This window comes from Acinetobacter sp. UC24323 (assembly GCF_024151445.1).
Lineage (GTDB): Bacteria > Pseudomonadota > Gammaproteobacteria > Pseudomonadales > Moraxellaceae > Acinetobacter > Acinetobacter baumannii.
Genome location: NZ_JAHIBY010000002.1, coordinates 181,599 through 200,360, shown reverse-complemented (window position 1 = coordinate 200,360; position 18,762 = coordinate 181,599). Strand labels below are relative to the sequence as shown.

14 protein-coding genes are annotated in these 18,762 nt (G+C 39.8%); 8 read left to right on the top strand and 6 right to left on the bottom strand.

The features are described 5' to 3' along the window. Positions 1-29: 29 nt before the first annotated feature. Positions 30-1,286, bottom strand: coding sequence for a L,D-transpeptidase (locus KNQ97_RS03645; RefSeq protein WP_253611845.1), 1,257 nt, complete (start codon positions 1,284-1,286; stop codon positions 30-32). Between the two features lie 299 nt (positions 1,287-1,585). Here KNQ97_RS03645 and hemE point away from each other — a divergent pair, with 299 nt between their 5' ends. The 4 genes from hemE (at position 1,586) to KNQ97_RS03625 (ending at position 6,029) form a co-directional block, all read left to right on the top strand. Beyond that, positions 1,586-2,659, top strand: a complete 1,074-nt coding sequence (gene hemE, locus KNQ97_RS03640) for a uroporphyrinogen decarboxylase (RefSeq protein WP_253611844.1) — start codon at positions 1,586-1,588, stop codon at positions 2,657-2,659. 6 nt (positions 2,660-2,665) lie between these two features. Continuing rightward, positions 2,666-3,460: a DUF817 family protein gene (locus tag KNQ97_RS03635; protein ID WP_001199675.1), complete on the top strand. Its 795-nt coding sequence runs from the start codon at positions 2,666-2,668 to the stop codon at positions 3,458-3,460. A 144-nt stretch (positions 3,461-3,604) separates the two neighbouring features. Next, positions 3,605-4,075 (top strand): DUF3015 family protein, encoded by a 471-nt coding sequence (locus KNQ97_RS03630; RefSeq protein ID WP_000914200.1) that lies wholly within the window; start codon positions 3,605-3,607, stop codon positions 4,073-4,075. 61 nt (positions 4,076-4,136) lie between these two features. Further along, positions 4,137-6,029: a DUF4105 domain-containing protein gene (locus KNQ97_RS03625; protein ID WP_253611843.1), complete on the top strand. Its 1,893-nt coding sequence runs from the start codon at positions 4,137-4,139 to the stop codon at positions 6,027-6,029. 67 nt (positions 6,030-6,096) lie between these two features. On the opposite strand, the gene blaADC is transcribed toward KNQ97_RS03625, so the two are convergent. Together blaADC and folE are read right to left on the bottom strand one after the other, a co-directional pair. Beyond that, positions 6,097-7,248 carry an ADC family extended-spectrum class C beta-lactamase gene (gene blaADC, locus KNQ97_RS03620; RefSeq protein WP_253611842.1) on the bottom strand — a complete coding sequence of 384 codons (1,152 nt, stop codon included), beginning with the start codon at positions 7,246-7,248 and terminating at the stop codon, positions 6,097-6,099. Positions 7,249-7,409: 161 nt separating this feature from the next. Beyond that, entirely contained in the window at positions 7,410-7,958 is a 549-nt protein-coding gene (gene folE / locus KNQ97_RS03615) for a GTP cyclohydrolase I FolE (RefSeq protein WP_001187844.1), read from the bottom strand. A gap of 262 nt (positions 7,959-8,220) precedes the next feature. Here folE and xdhA point away from each other — a divergent pair, with 262 nt between their 5' ends. Genes xdhA through xdhC form a run of 3 tightly spaced genes read left to right on the top strand, consistent with a single transcriptional unit; the run spans position 8,221 to position 13,087 of the window. Further along, a complete protein-coding gene (xdhA, locus tag KNQ97_RS03610; RefSeq protein WP_253611841.1) occupies positions 8,221-9,720 on the top strand; it encodes a xanthine dehydrogenase small subunit in 1,500 nt (499 codons plus the stop codon). Position 9,721: 1 nt separating this feature from the next. After that, entirely contained in the window at positions 9,722-12,097 is a 2,376-nt protein-coding gene (xdhB, locus tag KNQ97_RS03605; protein ID WP_253611840.1) for a xanthine dehydrogenase molybdopterin binding subunit, read from the top strand. A 6-nt stretch (positions 12,098-12,103) separates the two neighbouring features. Then, positions 12,104-13,087, top strand: a complete 984-nt coding sequence (gene xdhC, locus KNQ97_RS03600) for a xanthine dehydrogenase accessory protein XdhC (RefSeq protein WP_032045763.1) — start codon at positions 12,104-12,106, stop codon at positions 13,085-13,087. Between the two features lie 10 nt (positions 13,088-13,097). On the opposite strand, the gene KNQ97_RS03595 is transcribed toward xdhC, so the two are convergent. The 3 genes from KNQ97_RS03595 to trpD are packed head-to-tail and all read right to left on the bottom strand — an operon-like array spanning position 13,098 to position 15,668. Then, positions 13,098-13,793: a Smr/MutS family protein gene (locus KNQ97_RS03595; protein ID WP_000066126.1), complete on the bottom strand. Its 696-nt coding sequence runs from the start codon at positions 13,791-13,793 to the stop codon at positions 13,098-13,100. Between the two features lie 9 nt (positions 13,794-13,802). Continuing rightward, complete coding sequence (gene trpC / locus KNQ97_RS03590) at positions 13,803-14,609, bottom strand: indole-3-glycerol phosphate synthase TrpC (RefSeq protein WP_114182864.1); 807 nt, start codon at positions 14,607-14,609, stop codon at positions 13,803-13,805. A gap of 9 nt (positions 14,610-14,618) precedes the next feature. After that, entirely contained in the window at positions 14,619-15,668 is a 1,050-nt protein-coding gene (gene trpD, locus KNQ97_RS03585) for an anthranilate phosphoribosyltransferase (RefSeq protein ID WP_253611952.1), read from the bottom strand. Between the two features lie 356 nt (positions 15,669-16,024). Between trpD and KNQ97_RS03580 the strand changes: the two genes are divergently transcribed. Beyond that, complete coding sequence (locus KNQ97_RS03580) at positions 16,025-18,757, top strand: TonB-dependent siderophore receptor (protein ID WP_253611839.1); 2,733 nt, start codon at positions 16,025-16,027, stop codon at positions 18,755-18,757. Positions 18,758-18,762 lie beyond the last annotated feature (5 nt).

Genomic DNA, 18,762 nt, shown 5'->3' with positions numbered 1-18,762 from the left:
CATAAAGCAGGCTCTTTTAATTAAGAGGATTATTCTAAGAATTTAACAGTTACGCCTGAACGTACTTTATTACCTAAATCATTAGCATCCCAGTTCGTTAAACGGATACAACCGTGTGATGCAGTTTTAGAAATTAAAGACGGGTTTGGTGTACCGTGAATACCAAATGATTTTTTGCTTAAACCAATCCAGATATTACCTACAGGAGCATTTGGGCCAGGTGGTAAAGAAAGCGGTTTTAAGTTTTTACCTTGTACGAAGTTAGAAGGTGAGTAGCTATACCAAGGATTACGAGCCACACCAACTACCTTGTAAGTACCGGTCGGAGAAGGCGTATCAGTACTGCCAATTGTTGCAGGAAATGACGCAATCATTTGATTACGGCTGTTAAACAGATACAACTGTTTCGCACCTTTATGCGCAATAATCAAGTGAATATCTTCTGGTAAGTCATTGCGTACATTTGGAACAATGATTTTTTCACCAACTTTTTTGAATGTCGCAGTCGGGTTAATTTTCTTTAAGAAGGCTTCATCAATATGAAACTTCTCGCCCAACATTTCACTTACGCGTGTGTAGTACAAACCTTTCATTTTTGCTTGTAAAGCATAGTCAGAAGGAATTGATTGTGCGTAAGGACCTTTTAAATCGGCATCGGTAATAGTGTATTCAATAAATGCTGGTTTGTTTTGTTTAGCAACAAGCGCATCCCAAGTTTCTTTAGTTAACTCGCCAGTAGGAGATAAACCATTCATTTGCTGGAAAGATGCAATTGCTTTTAATGTGTTTTTACCGCTCATGCCATCAATTGCACCCGGTGAAGCATGCGCATTGTTTAGCATGACATGGGCACGTGCATAAACTGGTAATTGACCTTTACCAATATTTTCGTACCACTCAGCATTGTTTAAGCCATCTAATGTCCATGAAACGGCTGGAGCAGAAGTAGCAGTCTTAGATGCTGTTGTTGTTTTAGCTGGCGCTGTTGGTTCTGAAGCAGCAATACCTGAATCGGCATTTGGATCTTCAGCTTTTTGTAAATTTTGTAATGTTGTAGACGCTCGATTTAAGTCATTTTGTTCTTGAGCTGTAATCTGTGTCTGGGCTTGAGCTTGAGTTTGAGCTTTAACAGTTGAAGCAGCATCTACAGCAAGCGGATCAATCGGATCTTCTACAGGAGCAGATACTTTATTAGGATTCAGTGGTTGCTCAGTTGTTGACGCAGCCAAAGCAACATTAGCAATAATACAACTTAAACTCATAGCGAGTAATGAGCGAACAAACATGTAATTCAACCTTAAGAATTTTCATATAAGCAATAGGGAAAATCAGATCCTTTAGGCCATAAACTCACCAATCATTCATTCTTATGAATTTAATATTGGCTTATTTGAGACTCGAAGGGATATAAATAAACCCGATGTAACATGTTGCAAGTATTGCAGAAAACGTTTCTTCTTGCAGTAGACTTTTGTGTAAATATGCATTTTTTAGTAGATTGGCAAGTTTTTTGTGTGAAATTGAAATTATAAAAACACTCACCTTTTGTTATGATGCTGCCACATGAAAAAGATAGAGATCGGCAATGACGACACTTAAAAATGATCGTTTCTTACGTGCTTTATTACGTGAGCCTGTAGATACCACTCCAATATGGATGATGCGCCAAGCAGGACGTTATTTGCCTGAATATCGGGAAACACGCTCAAAAGCTGGTGACTTTCTATCTTTATGCAAAAATACAGAGTTTGCTTGTGAAGTGACTTTACAGCCTTTGCGTCGCTACGATTTAGACGCAGCAATTTTATTTTCAGATATTTTAACTATTCCAGACGCATTAGGGCTTGGACTATATTTTGAAACTGGAGAAGGTCCGAAGTTTCATAAAACGGTACGTACTGAACAAGATGTGGCTAACTTACCTAAGCTTAATGCTAAAGCCGATCTTGATTATGTCATGAACGCAGTAAGTACGATTCGTTCTGCTTTAGGTGGACAAGTTCCACTGATTGGTTTTTCGGGTAGTCCTTGGACACTGGCGACTTATATGGTTGAAGGCGGTTCAAGCAAAGAGTTCCGTTTTACCAAGCAAATGATGTATGCGCAGCCGGAAGTTTTGCATGCGTTGCTCGACCATTTAGCAGATTCAGTCATTGACTACTTAAATGCGCAAATTGATGCAGGGGCTCAGGCAATTCAAATCTTTGATAGTTGGGGTGGGGCTTTAGCACACCGTGAATATGTAGAGTTCTCTCTTAACTATATGAAGAAGATTATCGCGGGCTTACAACGTGAAAAAGATGGACGCTGTATTCCAGTGATTGTGTTCACTAAAGGTGGTGGTCAATGGTTAGAACCAATGATCACGACAGGTGCCGATGCATTAGGTCTGGACTGGACGACACCATTAAATACGGCTCGAACCACGGTAGCAGGTCGTGTTGCCCTACAAGGGAACCTTGACCCGGCTGTTTTATATGGTTCGGCGGCTTCAATTGAAAAAGCTGTAAAGGCAATGTTAGACGATGCTTACGCAAACGGTGAGAAGACCGGTTATGTTGCTAACTTAGGGCACGGTATTACCCAATGGGTAGATCCGGCGCAGCCAAAAATCTTTGTAGATACGGTACATGAATATAGTGCTAAATATCTAGGATAGTTTTTTGTGCAATATCTGTTTTTACCTCTTCAATTTATTGGCAAGGCTGTTTCGGCAGCCTTGTTTGGTATTTTGCTTCTCATTGCTTTTGCCCTAACTGCGTCGATGGGAAGCCATGAATATATGGGTTTTTATCGTTATGATTATTTACTCATATATGCACTGATTATTCAGATATGTCTCTTATATTTAAAACTTGAATCATGGGCAGAAGCCAAAGTTATTGCTTTATTTCATGTCATGGCGATGGTCATGGAAATATTCTTGACTCATCCTGCGATTGCTTCATGGCAATATCCGCAGCCTGCGGTATTTAAAATTTTGACTGTGCCTTTATTTGCAGGCTTTATGTACTCTGCCGTAGGTAGTTTTTTTGCACGCTCAATACGTCTACTACAAGTTTCATTTGAAAAACTTCCGAGTTTTGGAAGTATGCTTTTACTGGCATTTTTCTCATATATAAACTTTATGAGTAAATTTTTTGTACCCGATATTCGCTATATTTTATTTGCCATCAGTGTTTTTATTTTTTGGAAAACAAAACTTTATTTCCAATTAAATGAGCATAAATTTAAAACACCGATGCTACCTGTATTGTTAACACTCGCTTTTCTGATCTGGATTGCTGAAAATATTAGTACTTTTTATAAAATCTGGCTCTATCCAAGTCAGGTAGAGGCTTGGCATATGGTGGGGTGGGGTAAGCTTGGATCATGGTATTTATTATTACTTTTGAGTTTAGTGTTAGTACTTAAAATATTAGGTCATCGAGATAATCAAGGTAATTGGAATTTAAGATAAATTTTTCTTTTACACTTTTTATCATATTATTTATTTTTTAATTGCTAAATGATTGGCTTATCGCTATCTTTAATATCGTGTAATAAGAATTACACATAACAATACATAAGAAACAATCAATAATGATTTTGGAGATATACATCTATGTTAAAAAAATTAGCTTTAGCTGCTTTGTTAGCAGCTGGTTCAAGTGTTGCTATGGCTGATAACGATGTAGGTTGTGGTGTGGGTACGCAAGTATGGGCTGGCCAAAAAGGAGTGGTGCCTAAAATTCTTGCTGCAACAACAAACGGTATTTTTACTAACCAATTATTAGGTATTACTTTCGGTACTTTAGGTTGCCGTCAAGGTGGAACAGTAACTGCTCAAGTGGTTACTTTCACAAATGAAAATGCAGAAGCTTTAGCGCGTGACATGGCTGTAGGCCAAGGTGAAAGCCTGAATGTACTTGCTGAGTTAATGCAAATCAAACCACAAGATAAAGACCGTTTCTTCAAAGTTTCAAAAGCAAACTTTGGTGAAATCTATTCAACAAACAACCAAAACACACTTCAAGTATTAGCATCATTACAAAACGTAATGGCTAAAGACGAAGTTTTAAAAGCTTACGTATAAGTTTGAAATTGAAAACCCTGTCATTTGGCAGGGTTTTTCTTATATTTAATGATTAAAATTGATGAGCTTAATGAAATCGGTTGTTTTAATTTTTGCCTCTTTGGCAGTGAATATTGCGTATTCAGCAGAAACAAATCTATCTATTCAAAACTACTGGTCCATTGCAGAACAAAAAAAATTAGACCAAGACATTACATGGCAAAGGCTCATGTATGCCAATAAAAACCAGAAAAGTGAGGTCACTTATGCTGGCTATTTTCTATCAAAAAATGGAAGAAATAATTTAAAAGAAGAACTGAAAGCAGACATCTCGGCATTATTTATACCTACGCAAGATAACCAGTCGATTCGCTGTAAATTTCCGGCACGCAGTCAGTGGCTTATACAGCAATTAGGCATTCAAGAAAATGAATTGCCGCAAGTAAAATGTTCAGAATTTGAAAACTGGATTGGGCAGATTAAGCCTTACAAAGCGACCCTAATTTACGCCACAGATTTTATGGGTAATCCAAGCTCAATGTTTGGGCATACCTTATTGCGTCTAGATCCTAAAGATCAACAGCAGTTAAATCTCGTTTCTTATGCCGTAAACTATGCAGCAACTGTGGCAGGCAATGACAACTGGTCATATGCATGGAAAGGCTTAACAGGGCAGTATCCGGGTGAATACTCACTTATGCCTTACTATCGTAAGGTAAAAGAATATGGTGATTTTGAGAGCCGTGATTTGTGGGAATATGAGTTAAATCTATCTCCAGAAGAAACGCGGTTTTTGGTGAGTCATATTTGGGAAATGCAACATGTAAGCTTCCCTTATTACTTTGTGAGTGATAACTGTGCATATCGGTTATTGGGCTTAGTCGATTTAGTTAAACCTGAATCTCATCTACAAGAAAAGTTTAACTACGCTTCTATTCCAATGGAAACCATTAAAGCGATGCAACAACAGGGACTCACCAAAGCTCCTGTGTATCGACCTGCTTTAGAAACTCAATTATTGGCCCAAGCTCACCAGCATGGCGCATCTTTAGCTAAAGTTGCTCATCAAGTAGCAATGAAGCCAATTAAAGAGTCTTCGGAAACACTTAAATCATTTAGCCCATCAGATCAGGCCAAAATTCTTGAGATGGCTTATGATGATTTATATCTACAGTTTATTGGTCGCAAAGTTGAAGAAAGCTTTGCTCAGCCACAGCTTAGACAGCTTTTAGCACTACGAAGTCAGATTGATTTAGACAAACAGCGCCAAGAACCTAAAAGACCATCAACCGAGCCGACTCAAGGCCATAATGCACGTAATGTTTCGCTAAAACTGGGCGAGGTGCAAGGTGACAAGTTTATCGAGATAGGTCATAGGCAGGCTTATCATGACTTAATAGATCCACAGGGTGGATACCGTGCCGGTACTCAATTATTATTTTTAAATGGTAATGCACAGTGGCGAGATGACCATTTAAAACTAGAACGTCTTGATCTGTTAGAAGTGAACTCTTATAACCCGATTCAACCATTTAAAACTCCGCTGACTTGGGGATTTAACTTAGGCTGGCGTCAGGAAGCGGTTCATGACGGCGTTTATAGTGATGAAAAGCAACATGGCGTAGCGAGTTTTAATGCTCAGGTTGGTTACAGTCTTGCAGATTATGAGCGCAAACATATTTGCTATGGGCAGGTACAAACTTATGTCCAAGCGGGTTCAAATTTGGATAAAGGCTGGCGTGTGGGAGTAGGGCCGACATTAGGATGTATGAATCAGTGGTTTGAAAAATTTAACACTGTGGTACAAGTTGAGCTGCCATATTGGGAAGACCAAAACCAATGGAACTTACGGCTAAATACACAGTGGCAATATGCCATTAATAGTAATAATGCCATTCGCTTTAATTGGGATTATGAAAAACAAAATCATCTGGACTGGATGAAATCAAGCTTAGGATATGTTTGGTTCTTTTAAACCATATACCTATAAAAAAGAGAGAAATAGATGATGACTATTTCTCTCTTTTTATTTTAGGGAAAAATTATTTCTTTATTGCATTCAGCACAGCATAAGCTGCCTTAATGCGCTCTTCATTTGGAATACGTTTATTGGTTAACATGACTAAGCCAATATTTTCTTTAGGAATAAAGACCACATACGTTCCGAAACCGTTAGTTGAGCCAGTTTTATGGTACATCTTAACTGAAGGTTCTTTTGAAATAGCAGTCACTTTATTAGGTTTCATCACAATCTGTTCTGAATTACTGTCTAATAAAGTTTGTAACGTTGCCGGATAAGAAAACTCTTCCCAACCAAGCGCTTGATACATGGTATTTACTTGATAGAACCCTTGATGTGTTTCATTAATTGCCCGTTGAATATCAGCCGGATATTTCTGTGGGTTAAGGTTGGCATGAATAAACTTAAGCATGTCGGGTAGTGTTGATTTGACGCCATATGCTGGGGCATCGAGTGGACCAGGATTAACTCGAATCGGCTGATTTTCTTGGTTATAGCCAAAAGCATAGTTTTGTATCTGAGTTTTAGGCACATTTACATAACTATATTTTAAGCCAAGCTCTGGAAAAATAGTTTTTTCTAAGACTTGGTCGAAAGATTTATTCATAGACAAAGCTACAACTTTTCCAAATAAACCAATGCTTGGGTTTGAATATTGTCGATATTCACCGATTGAGTTTTTAGGTTTCCAGTCTTTGAAAAAAGTTAAAACTTGCTGATCTGTTTTTACTTCATCTGGAAATTGCAAGGCAAGGTTACCACTTGTATACGTCGCGAGTTGAAGTAAGTTAACTTGGTCAATCGGTGTATTTTTTAGTTCTTTCCAATACTTACCAGGCTTATCGTCAAAAGAGATTTTTCCTTTATTTTTTGCATATCCACCTGCTGTCGCGGTAAATAATTTACTGACAGAACCTAGCTCAAAAATAGTACTGCTATTTACGGCTTTTTTATCTTGAACAGATTGAAGACCATAATACATTTCATACTTTTTATTATTTTGAATAACACCCACAGCCATACCTGGCACATCATATTTTTCTAATAACGGTTTAAAGTTTTGATCTACCAGTTTTTTAATTTCTTGGTCTTTTGGTGTATTGCCCGCATAAATTGAGGTACTAAAAATAAAAAGCGGGGATAAAAGTAGACAAGAAATTTTTTTAAATCGCATGATTAGCTCATAAATTATTTAAAAAGAAAGATGCCTACTTTTATAACAAAAATCACCTAATTTAATTGTTATGTTTTATAGAATTGGATCGAAGTTTATCGCGTTCAGCTATAAAAAAAGCCCAACATTGTCGGGCTCTTATTTAGACAGTAAAAACTATATTAGTAGCTTTCTGGTACTGCACTTAAGAATTCACGGCGTGCTTCTTTATCGGTTTTAAAATCTCCGACAAATGAAACTGTACGGGTGGTAGATTCTTGTTTACCTACACCACGCATCATCATACACATATGTGCTGAATCGATGACTACAGCAACGCCACGAGCACCAGTCACTTCTGCAACAGCTTCAGCGATTTGCTGAGTAAGGTTTTCCTGAATTTGCAAACGACGAGCAAACATCTCGGTAATACGTGCAAATTTAGATAAGCCAAGAACTTTGCCTTCTGGTAAATAGGCAACATGAACACGGCCATAGAATGGGAGAAGATGATGTTCGCAGAGCGAATAAAATTCAATATTCTTCACCAATACCATTTCATGGTTATCTGATGGGAAAACAGCATTATTGGTGACTTCTTCTAAAGTTTTACTATAGCCAGAAGTTAAATATGAAAAAGCTTTAGCCGCACGCACAGGCGTATCTTTAAGGCCGGGACGATTAAGGTCTTCACCGACGGCAGTCAGAATATTTGCGTACGATTGCTGCATTGACATAAGACGTATAAATTTACTCTATTAGACAAGCTCGGCATTGTATCAGAAACATGACCTGATGTTCATAAATCCTCGCACTATATTTATTTTGGTTTTTCCGTACGCTTAATAAAAGATGAATAAATTTCATGTTTTTTAACGTTAATAGTCAAGTGTTTGGACATGAAATGTGCGCTTAATATTGATAAGTTCTAAATGATCGCCTAATGGCATCATATTTGCACAGAAGCATTATTATAAAGCATAAGGATAAAACATGTTAGAACGTCCAATCACCTTCTTTTTCCGTGGTGGTCAGCAGCAAGTAGAAAATGCAGTACCTACAATGACGGTTTTACAATTTCTGCGAGAATATACTCAAACTGGTAAGACTAGGCAGACTGGTACAAAAGAGGGATGTGCTGAGGGCGATTGTGGTGCATGTACAGTAGTGATTGGTGAGTTGGTCAATGACAACCTGCAATTACGTAGTGTGAATACGTGTATTCAGTTTTTACCAACTTTAGATGGTAAGGCCCTATTTACAGTAGAAGACCTTCATAGCTTATTGCCAGTACCAGATGGCACACTTCATCCGGTACAACAGGCGATGGTCGATATGCATGGTTCACAATGCGGTTTTTGTACACCCGGTTTTATCATGTCGTTGTGGTCAATGTATGAAAATGAACAACAGTCTCCAAGCAAAGATAAAATCAGTGATTATCTTTCTGGAAACTTATGTCGCTGTACAGGCTATCGCCCTATTTTAGATGCAGCACAAAAAGCTTATGACTATCCACGTGTGGTATTAGAACGTCAAAAAGTAATTGATGTATTAAAAGAGATCAAAGCATTACCTGCATTGCATTTGAATGATCAAAAGCAGCAATTTTTTGCACCCAAGACTTTGCAGGATTTTGCTACTTTACGTTTACAGTTGCCGCAAGCACGTATTGTTGCAGGTAGCACAGATGTAGGTTTGTGGGTCACAAAGCAGGGCCGTGATTTGGGCGATATGCTTTATATAGGTCAAGTTGAAGAGCTGAAAAAGATTGTAGTCACAGACCATGCTTTAACGATTGGAGCAAATGTAAGTTTGAGTGATGCACTCATTAAAATTTCAGATTTTTATCCCGACTTTCAAGAATTACAGCGCCGTTTTGCTTCCATGCCGATTAAAAATGCAGGAACACTAGGTGGAAATATTGCTAATGGTTCGCCTATTGGTGATTCAATGCCGGCATTAATTACGCTAGGTACACGATTGATTTTGCGTGTAGGTGAGCAGACTCGTGAAATTGCTTTGGAAGACTTTTATTTAGACTATCAAAAAACAGCATTACAACTTGGTGAGTTTGTTGAGGCGATTATTATTCCGCTTCGCGAAGGGCAGACACGTTTTAAATTTGCCAGCTATAAAATTGCCAAACGTTTTGAGCAAGATATTTCTGCGGTATGTGCAGCCATTTCTTGCGAGTTAGATCCTCATTATATTGCTCACAATGTAAGAATTGCTTTTGGTGGCATGGCAGCTATTCCCAAACGTGCAAAATATGCAGAAGCCATATTAGAAGGCCAGCAAATTACAGCAGAATTGATCGTTCAGGCGCAGCAGGCATTGTCGCAAGACTATCAGCCTTTAGATGATGGACGTGCTAGCTCGGCATATCGTTTACACGTCGCGAAAAACTGTTTACAGCGTTTTTATGTAGAAAAAATCCTGTCTCAAACGATCACTCGTGTGAATGACTTGATTGCTATGGTGGAGATCTAAAATGAATCAAACCATTGACTTAAATATTTCTAAAAAATCAGCTAAAGCAGGCGACTCGATTCCACACGAAAGTGCACATTTACATGTGACCGGGCAGGCAACTTATATTGATGATTTACCCGAGCTTGAAAATACCATGCATTTGGCAGTTGGATTTTCAAGTTGTGCCAAAGGCAAAATCAGTAAGTTTGATTTGGATGCAGTACGTCAGGCTGAAGGTGTCCATGCAGTTTTTTCGGCAAAGGATATTGAGGTTGAAAATAATTGGGGTCCGATTGTTAAAGATGACCCAATTTTTGCTGAAGAGCAGGTTGAGTTTTATGGACAAGCCTTGTTTGTCGTTGTTGCCGAGAGTTATCAGCAAGCCCGTCAGGCAGTTCGCTTAGCAAAAATTGAGTATGTGCCCGAAACTCCGATTTTAACGATTCAAGATGCAATTAAAAAAGAATCGTGGGTGTTACCACCTGTTGAATTTAGCCATGGTGAAGTTGAGCAAGCATTTCAAAATGCAGCTCATCAACTTTCAGGTGCTATTGAGCTGGGTGGGCAAGAGCATTTTTATCTTGAAGGGCAAATTTCCTATGCGATTCCACAAGAAAATCAGAGTTTAAAAGTCTATTGCTCGACACAACATCCAACCGAAATGCAGTTACTGATTTGTCATGCACTAGGCATGAATATGCATCAGGTCAGTGTGGAAAGCCGCCGTATGGGCGGTGGTTTTGGTGGTAAAGAGTCGCAGTCGGCACAGTGGGCATGCATTGCATCTTTGGCAGCACAAAAAACAGGCCGTCCGTGTAAATTACGCTTAGATCGTGATGATGACATGAGTGCTACAGGCAAACGTCATGGTTTTGCTTATGAGTGGTCTGTGGCATTTGATGACACTGGTATTTTGCAAGGCTTAAAGGTACAACTGGCCTCAAACTGCGGTTTTTCGGCTGATCTTTCTGGGCCAGTGAATGAACGTGCGATTTGCCATATTGGCAATGCCTATTATCTAAATGCAGTTGAGCTATGTAACTTACGTTGTAAAACCAATACTGTTTCCAATACGGCATATCGTGGTTTTGGTGGACCGCAAGGTATGTTTGTCATTGAAAATATTATTGATGACATTGCTCGTTATTTAGGTTGCGATCCGGTTGAAATTCGTCAGCGCAATTTCTTTGCTGAGCAGCCTGGTACCGGACGTGACCGTATGCACTATGGGGCAGAAGTCCGTGATAATGTTGCGCCAAAATTGGTAGCCGAACTATTGCAAAGTAGTGATTACGCGAAGCGTAGACAGACTATTCATGCCTTTAATCAGAACAATGACATCATTAAGCGTGGTATTGCGTTAACCCCATTAATGTTTGGTATTTCATTTAACGCTGTGCATTACAATCAGGCGGGTGCACTGGTCTACGTGTATATGGATGGCACTGTTGCGATTACGCACGGTGGTACAGAAATGGGACAGGGGCTATATACCAAAGTACGTCAGATTGCTGCACATGAGTTGGGTTTACCAATTGATAGTATTCGTTTAATTGCAACCGATACTTCTCGTGTACCAAATACTTCGGCAACTGCAGCATCGAGTGGCGCAGATCTAAACGGTAAAGCTGTTCAAAATGCCTGTATTAAAATTCGTGAGCGTCTGGCTAAACTTGCAGCCGAAATAAGTCAAAGTGAAGCTGACCAAGTCCAGTTTGAAGATAGTATGGTTTCAACAGCCAATGGCTATTCATGGACATTTCCTGACTTGGTTCAGCGGGCATATATGGCACGTGTACAACTATGGGACAGTGGTTTTTATAAAACGCCAGAAATTCACTATGATCAGGTCAACCATTTGGGGCGTCCATTTTTCTATTATGCCTATGGTGCAGCGGTTAGTGAGGTCGCAATAGATACCTTAACTGGGGAAATGAAAGTATTACGTGCCGACATTTTGCATGACGCCGGGCGGTCAATTAACCCTGCAATTGATATTGGACAAATTGAAGGCGGGTTTGTGCAAGGGATGGGGTGGCTCACGACAGAAGAGTTATATTGGCAGCCGCAGGGGCCACACGCAGGCCGTTTGTTTACCCATGCACCTTCAACTTACAAAATCCCGACCAGTGTGGACATTCCTCATATTTTTAATGTCAAACTGTTTAATAATCAAAACCAGGCAGACACTATCTATCGCTCTAAAGCGGTAGGTGAACCGCCATTTATGTTGGCATTATCGGTTTTCTCTGCAATTCGTCAGGCAGTACAGGCAGCTATTCCAGAAAATGCACCGCTCCTACTCAATGCTCCGGCAACTGCCGAGGAAATTTTACGTGCAATTGCTATTGGACGGGGACAAGCTTTGGCTGCTCGCCCACGGGCTAAAATGTAGAAGATTATGCAACATTTACAATGGTGGACTGATTTTGTAGCGTGGCAAGTCGATGCTCTGCCTATGGTATTGGTCACAGTGGTCCGTGCTGATGGTTCTACGCCACGAGAGGTTGGTGCAACGATGTTGTTGCGATTTAATTTGCAACAGCAATGGCAGCAGTCAGATACGATCGGTGGTGGGCATTTAGAGTTTCAGGCGATTGATATTGCTAAAGCAATGTTAAAAGAATCGGAAACTTGTGTGAGGCGTATTGAACGCTTTAACCTCAGTGCTCGGCTTGGGCAGTGTTGTGGCGGAGTAATGTGGTTATTGTTTGAAAAAATATTACCCGCTGAAATTGCGTCGGATTTATCTGGGAGTTTGCAAGCATGGCGAGCTGGCAAGCATATATGGCGTAACGTCTCACATCAATATGCATCCACTTGGCAGACTATAGAGATGGAACAACAACCAAGTTTCGAGTTTCATTCTGGCAGCAGTGAAGAATGGCAATTTGGCCAGCAGATTCAACCAAATACCATGCAAGTGCTGATTTGTGGCGCGGGGCATGTGGGTGAAGCAATTGTCCGTTGTTTATTACCTATTGGTGTGAGGGTGAAATGGATTGATCCGCGTGATGATATTTTCCCATCCGATTTACTGGAACAGGTGCAATGTTTAACTACTGATACCTTAGAAGCTGAGATTGAGCATTTTGACCGTTCAGGTGCAATTTTAATTTTAACTCATGATCATCAATTAGATTTGCAACTGTGTTTTACAGCCTTAAAACCTATGGCAAAACCATTTGCTTATGTTGGGATGATTGGTTCAAAAAGTAAAAGGGCTATTTTTGAAAAACGTATGCAGGTGCGAGGTTATACTTCGGAAACTTTGCAACGTTTGGTTTGCCCGATTGGGATAGACGGGATTTCATCAAAACAACCTGCAATGATTGCCATTGCAGTAGTTGCTCAATTATTACAGGTATTTGATGTAAAAAAATGATCCCAAAGGATCATTTTTTTTGTTCAAATTTTGGATTTTTTTCTGCACGTTTAAGCAGTACGAGAACAGCACCTGTGCCACCTTGGTTTTCAGGTGCACTTACAAATGCCAAAACATCACGATGTTGGCGTAGCCATCCATTGACATAGGTTTTTAAGACCGCTTCTGGGCCTTTACCATGCACAATTTTAATGACATTTTGATTTTCATCTTTTGCCATCTGGATGATTTGTAAAACTGCGTCACGCGCTTGTTCAATGGTACAGCCGTGTAAATCTACAGCTTCAAACCAACGCATCTTGCCTGCTTTTAAGTCTTCAAAAACCTTATGTTGAAGAGTCGCAATGCGATAGCTTAACGTTGCTTGGCTTGCGACCGGATTTAAAGCAGCTTGTGTATCTGATAGCTCGGCATGTTCGGTATCACGACCACCTTCGGCAGCTGCACGTTTCGCCAGAGTTTGTGCATCAACTTTTTTGGCACGTGGGGTTTTTACATCGGCAATATTACTATTGTTGATGGGTTTAACGCCTGCAACAGCCTGCTTAAATAGATGTGTGTCTTCCAATTCTTCAGACTCAGCCTGAGATTTTTTAGACTCAGGCTGATTTGCGATTTTGCTTGAATGAGGATTGGAGATTTGCTTTTTAAATTGCTTCAATAACTTTTGTTGCTCTTTAGAAAGCGATGAATCTTTATTACTCATATATCTTCATTAAACCGTTTGAGGTTGTCCAAAAAGGGCAGTAAAAGCTTGATCTGGACGTGGTTGTTTCATAAAACTTTCGCCAACCAAGAAACTGTGAATATCATGCTCTTGCATCATACGTACATCATCTGGTGTCGCAATACCACTTTCAGTGATCAATAAACGTGAGGCCGGAAGTAATTTTTTCAACCGAATAGTAGTATTTAAATCTACATCAAAGGTTTTTAAATTACGGTTATTTACGCCTAATAAACATTGCTCAGAAAGCTTTAAGGCACGCTCTAACTCTTCTTCGTCATGAACTTCAACCAATACATCAAGTTGATGCTCAAACGCAGTTTTAGACATTTCTTCGAGTTGCTGGTCAGACAAACAAGCAACAATTAATAAAATACAGTCAGCATGCAAAGCACGCGCTTCAACTACATTGTATGGGTCGACCAAAAAGTCTTTACGTAAAGCAGGTAGGGTACAATGATTACGGGCAATCGCAATATTTTCATCTGCACCCTGAAAGAAATCAACATCGGTCAATACCGATAAACATGCTGCTCCAGCTTGTTCATATTGCTGAGCAATTTCGGCAGGATTAAAGTCTGCGCGAATGATTCCTTTTGATGGAGATGCTTTTTTAATTTCAGCAATCACGCCCGGACGTTTATGTTGTAAAGCTTTTGCAAAGCCACGCACCGGAGTCGCTGCTTTTGCTAATTCTTCAACGTCTTGCAAATTACGTTGTGTTAAACGTGCAGCAAGTTCCTCATGTTTACGGTCAACAATTTTACCTAAAATGGTATTTTGAATATTAATCATGAGAAGTCCTTAATTTGCCTGAGAATGTTTTAATGTTTTAGTAAATTCAGCTAAAACACTCATTTTCTCTAATGCTTGCCCGCCGTAAATAATATCTTGAGCGAATGCAACAGCCTGAGCATAAGTCTTGGTAATGCCCGCTACATAAATGCCTGCGCCTGCATTAAGCGCAATCATGTTTGCAGCTTTTTCACCAATATCAGATTTATTTTTGCTTAAAGCATCTTTAATGAGCTTTAGACTCGCCGTTGCATCTGCGACAACCAAACCATTTAATGTTTGTGACTCAATCCCGACATCTTCAGGATTAAGGGTCCATTCCGTAATTTCACCGTCTTTAAGCTCAGCAATAGTTGTCGGAGCTGCAAGACTGATTTCATCAAGACCATCTTTTGAATGGACAACCATGACATGTTCGGCACCAAGTTGTTTCATCACTTCGGCAATTGGGCGGCACAGTTCATCTGAAAACACACCAATCACAAAGCGTTTTACACCAGCTGGATTGGTCAGTGGGCCGAGTAAATTAAAAATACTTCGAATACCAAGTTCACGACGTGGGCCAGCCGCATATTTCATGGCTTTGTGGTGGTTTGGTGCAAACAAGAAACCTACACCCATTTCGCGGATGCAGCGTTCGGTTTGTTGCATATCTAAATCAAGATGAATACCTGCTTGCTCAAGTAGGTCTGATGAACCTGATTTACTTGAAACGCCACGGTTACCATGTTTTGCAATGGTCGCACCTGCTGCAGCAATCACAAAGCTAGATGCTGTGGAGACGTTAAATAAATTTTGTCCATCACCGCCAGTTCCCACAATATCTACTAAATGTTTGATATCACTCACATCGATCTTGATCGCAAATTCACGCATGACACGTGCAGCAGCTGTCATTTCGTCAATGCTTTCACCTTTCATGCGTAGGCCCATCATTAAAGCACCAATTTGTGCTTCGGTTGCCTCACCTTGCATGATGCTGCGCATAATTTCTTCCATTTGAGGCTGAGTCAAATGAATGTTCTTGGTAATGTGGTTGAGCGCCTGTTGGATATTCATAGTCATGATTTACAGCATTAATGATTAAAATTTTTAGGTGAAGTTGATCGAGTGTGGGAGGTTCGGCCTATTGCGTTCCATGATTCACTAGCTAGGGGAGCTATGTTAGCAGAAAATAACCAAAGATTTTTGCTGTTCGATAAGAGTTTTAAAAATTTTGCTCAGTTAGGGTATGGGTTTGAGCCATAAACAGAATTTATTTATTGAAAAAGGTTTTAGTTTATTGTGAGTTTTTATGATAAATAATTAACCATTTGGTATATCTTAAACATCAATATATCTAGAAAAAATGTGTATAAATCAACCAAATAAAAGTGGATATAGTAGGGCGATCTTTATTTTGTCTATTAATAAATATGTATTTAAATAACTTGAAATATGTAGGGGCTTTAAAAAATAAGCGCTCATTTATTTTTGTATTTGTTGCACTGTTTCATCCGTTAGAAAGTTATGCACAAGAAACCGTTGAGCAACCACAAAACCAAACTAAACCAGATAAAGTAGTTCGTGTTGCGGTGACAGGTTCTCGGATTTCAAAAGCACAAAAAGATGGCCCGACCAGTGTGACCGTCATTACCGCAGCTGATATTGAAAAACAAGGTTTTAGTAATGCATTTGACGCACTCAATAACCTGACGCAAAACACGGGTTTTGTGCAAGGCGCCGATTATGGTAATACTTTTACACCTGCGGCTAATGCCATTGGTTTGCGAGGTCTAGGACCCAATCATACTTTGACTTTAATTAATGGACATCGGGTTGCAGACTATCCTGTACCGTACGATGGTTCTGTCAATTTCGTGAACTTAGCCAATATTCCCACTGCCATTATTGACCGTATTGAAATATTAAACGGTGGCGCTTCTGCAATTTATGGTTCAGATGCAATTGCAGGTGTGGTGAACATTATTCTGAAAAAGAAAACAGACGGCACACAATTTAATATTAAGGCAGGTGGAACCAAAGAAGGTGGTGAAAACTTACGTTTACAACTGAGTGGCAGTAAAACTTTAGACAAGCTTAGTCTCGTTTATGGGGTCGAGCTTAGTGGCCGTGAACCGATATGGGCAGCCGATCGGGATTTTATGAAGAGCCGAACTCGTTTGGGAGAAAAACCAGACACGATTGTGGGCCGTAAAAATGCCGATACTGGTAAATACCTTTCTATTGGTGGGTGTCAGGCCTTTAATGGTTTATTTAACGGATCAGTCAATAATATTGGACAAGCAGGGGCGGACAATTGTGCCAGTGGTTTGGCACGGCCAACTTATTGGACGGTTCAGACCCAAAACCGCAGCCAAAATGGTTATCTCGGTTTAGATTATGAGTTAAATGATAAAACCCAATTATTTGCAGATTTTTTGATTGGGGCAAACCAAATTGAAAATAATACCCGTAGTCCGATATGGACTTCTTTAGCTGCAACGAGTGGTTATTTCCTAAATCAAGATTCGGGAAATTATGAAATTTGGAATCGCCGTTTTGCACCTGAAGAATTAGGTGGGGTAGAACGAATAAATAAAAAATGGAAAGAACTTTCTTCTAACTTAAATTTTGGAATTCGAGGCGATATTGGAGAGACGAGCTGGAGTTATGAAGCAGCCTATAATGGTTCCATTTATACTAGTCAGCTAAACCGCCAAGGCTTATTACGTTCGAATGTTGATGAATATTTCTTAGGTCAGCAACTTGGTACAGATGCAGATGGTATTCCTATTTATTCACCTCATTTAGATCGTTTAAGTCGACCACTAACAGCAAGTGAATTTGAAAGCATTTCGGGCACAACAAAAGAAAAAGATAAATCGTGGGCACAAAGTTTAACCTTAAGTGCGAATGGTGATGTGTTTAAGTTACCTGCGGGAACTGCCAAACTTGCAGCAGTGGCTGAAATTGGGCGTCAAGGCTTTTCGATTAAGCCAGATCAGGCAGTTGAAAATGGTGAGTTTTATAATACGAGTTCTAGTGGAGAATATAGTGGTACTCGTACACGCCAAGCACTTGGTGCCGAATTATTCTTACCTTTAGCAAATCCCTTAAATTTAACCTTGTCCGGACGTTATGACCGTTATGCTTTGTCAGATAACAGTATTGATAAGCTAACTTTCGGTTCAGGCCTTGAGTTTAGACCACATCCGACTTTATTGGTGCGCGGTAACTACGCGACTAGTTTTCGTGCACCAGATATGAACTATCTGTTCTTAAATAAGCAAAAAGGTTATTTCGCAAGTACGACTGACTATTTACGTTGTAGCCAAACGGGACAACCTTTAGATAAATGTAGCTTTAAAGATTACGCACCTGGGGCGAACTACACTTTAACCGGAAACAAAGAGCTGAAACCTGAAGAGGGTAAATCTTATGGTGCAGGGTTTGTTTGGTCGCCAACCAATAAATTTGATATCAGCGTCGATTACTGGGATATCAAAATTGATAATCTTGTGACCAACTTAAGTGCGGACAAAATTCTACGTTTGGAAGCAGATTGTCGTTTAGGCAACCAAGATATTAATTCTGCAGCCTGTATTGATGCATTAGCACGTGTGGAGCGTAACCCTGCAAATGCAGTTGTCGACCCAAATGTGATTAAGAATATAAATATCGTTCCGATTAATGCTGCATCCGACCATACCCGCGGGATTGATTTCACTAGCAGATGGCGCTGGAAAACGGACAGCTTTGGTAACTTTCTCTGGACGGTAAATTATAGCCGTGTACTAGAACATGAATATCAACAATCAAAAGATGGCGAGAAAGATGACTATTTAAAAGATTTAAGTATTCCGGATTGGCGTGACCGTTTTAATACCAGTCTCAGCTGGAGCTTTGGTGATTGGGCATCAACAGTATTAGTTAATCGTTATGGCAAAATTCCAAACGGCGACCAGACTGCTTACCTAAGTCCAACGTATTTGGTGAACTGGAGTGGTACTTATCAAATCTCTCCAAGAGCTTCTGCTTCAATCATTATCAATAACTTGTTTGACAAAGTGAAACGAGATGATACGGGTGGTTGGCCGTATTATCCGGTAGGATCATATTCACCATTCGGCCGTCAAGGTTGGTTGGAGTTTAACTATAAATTCTAAGAATG

Bases quoted from the DNA above. Each gene is read 5' to 3' on its own strand.
- trpD (WP_253611952.1), bottom strand. From the start codon at position 15,668: ATGAATATCCAACAGGCGCTCAACCACATTACCAAGAACATTCATTTG.
- blaADC (WP_253611842.1), bottom strand. From the start codon at position 7,248: ATGCGATTTAAAAAAATTTCTTGTCTACTTTTATCCCCGCTTTTTATT.
- KNQ97_RS03595 (WP_000066126.1), bottom strand. From the start codon at position 13,793: ATGAGTAATAAAGATTCATCGCTTTCTAAAGAGCAACAAAAGTTATTG.
- KNQ97_RS03630 (WP_000914200.1), top strand. From the start codon at position 3,605: ATGTTAAAAAAATTAGCTTTAGCTGCTTTGTTAGCAGCTGGTTCAAGT.
- xdhB (WP_253611840.1), top strand. From the start codon at position 9,722: ATGAATCAAACCATTGACTTAAATATTTCTAAAAAATCAGCTAAAGCA.
- trpC (WP_114182864.1), bottom strand. From the start codon at position 14,609: ATGATTAATATTCAAAATACCATTTTAGGTAAAATTGTTGACCGTAAA.
- KNQ97_RS03625 (WP_253611843.1), top strand. From the start codon at position 4,137: ATGAGCTTAATGAAATCGGTTGTTTTAATTTTTGCCTCTTTGGCAGTG.
- KNQ97_RS03645 (WP_253611845.1), bottom strand. From the start codon at position 1,286: ATGTTTGTTCGCTCATTACTCGCTATGAGTTTAAGTTGTATTATTGCT.
- folE (WP_001187844.1), bottom strand. From the start codon at position 7,958: ATGCAGCAATCGTACGCAAATATTCTGACTGCCGTCGGTGAAGACCTT.
- KNQ97_RS03580 (WP_253611839.1), top strand. From the start codon at position 16,025: ATGTATTTAAATAACTTGAAATATGTAGGGGCTTTAAAAAATAAGCGC.
- xdhA (WP_253611841.1), top strand. From the start codon at position 8,221: ATGTTAGAACGTCCAATCACCTTCTTTTTCCGTGGTGGTCAGCAGCAA.
- hemE (WP_253611844.1), top strand. From the start codon at position 1,586: ATGACGACACTTAAAAATGATCGTTTCTTACGTGCTTTATTACGTGAG.
- xdhC (WP_032045763.1), top strand. From the start codon at position 12,104: ATGCAACATTTACAATGGTGGACTGATTTTGTAGCGTGGCAAGTCGAT.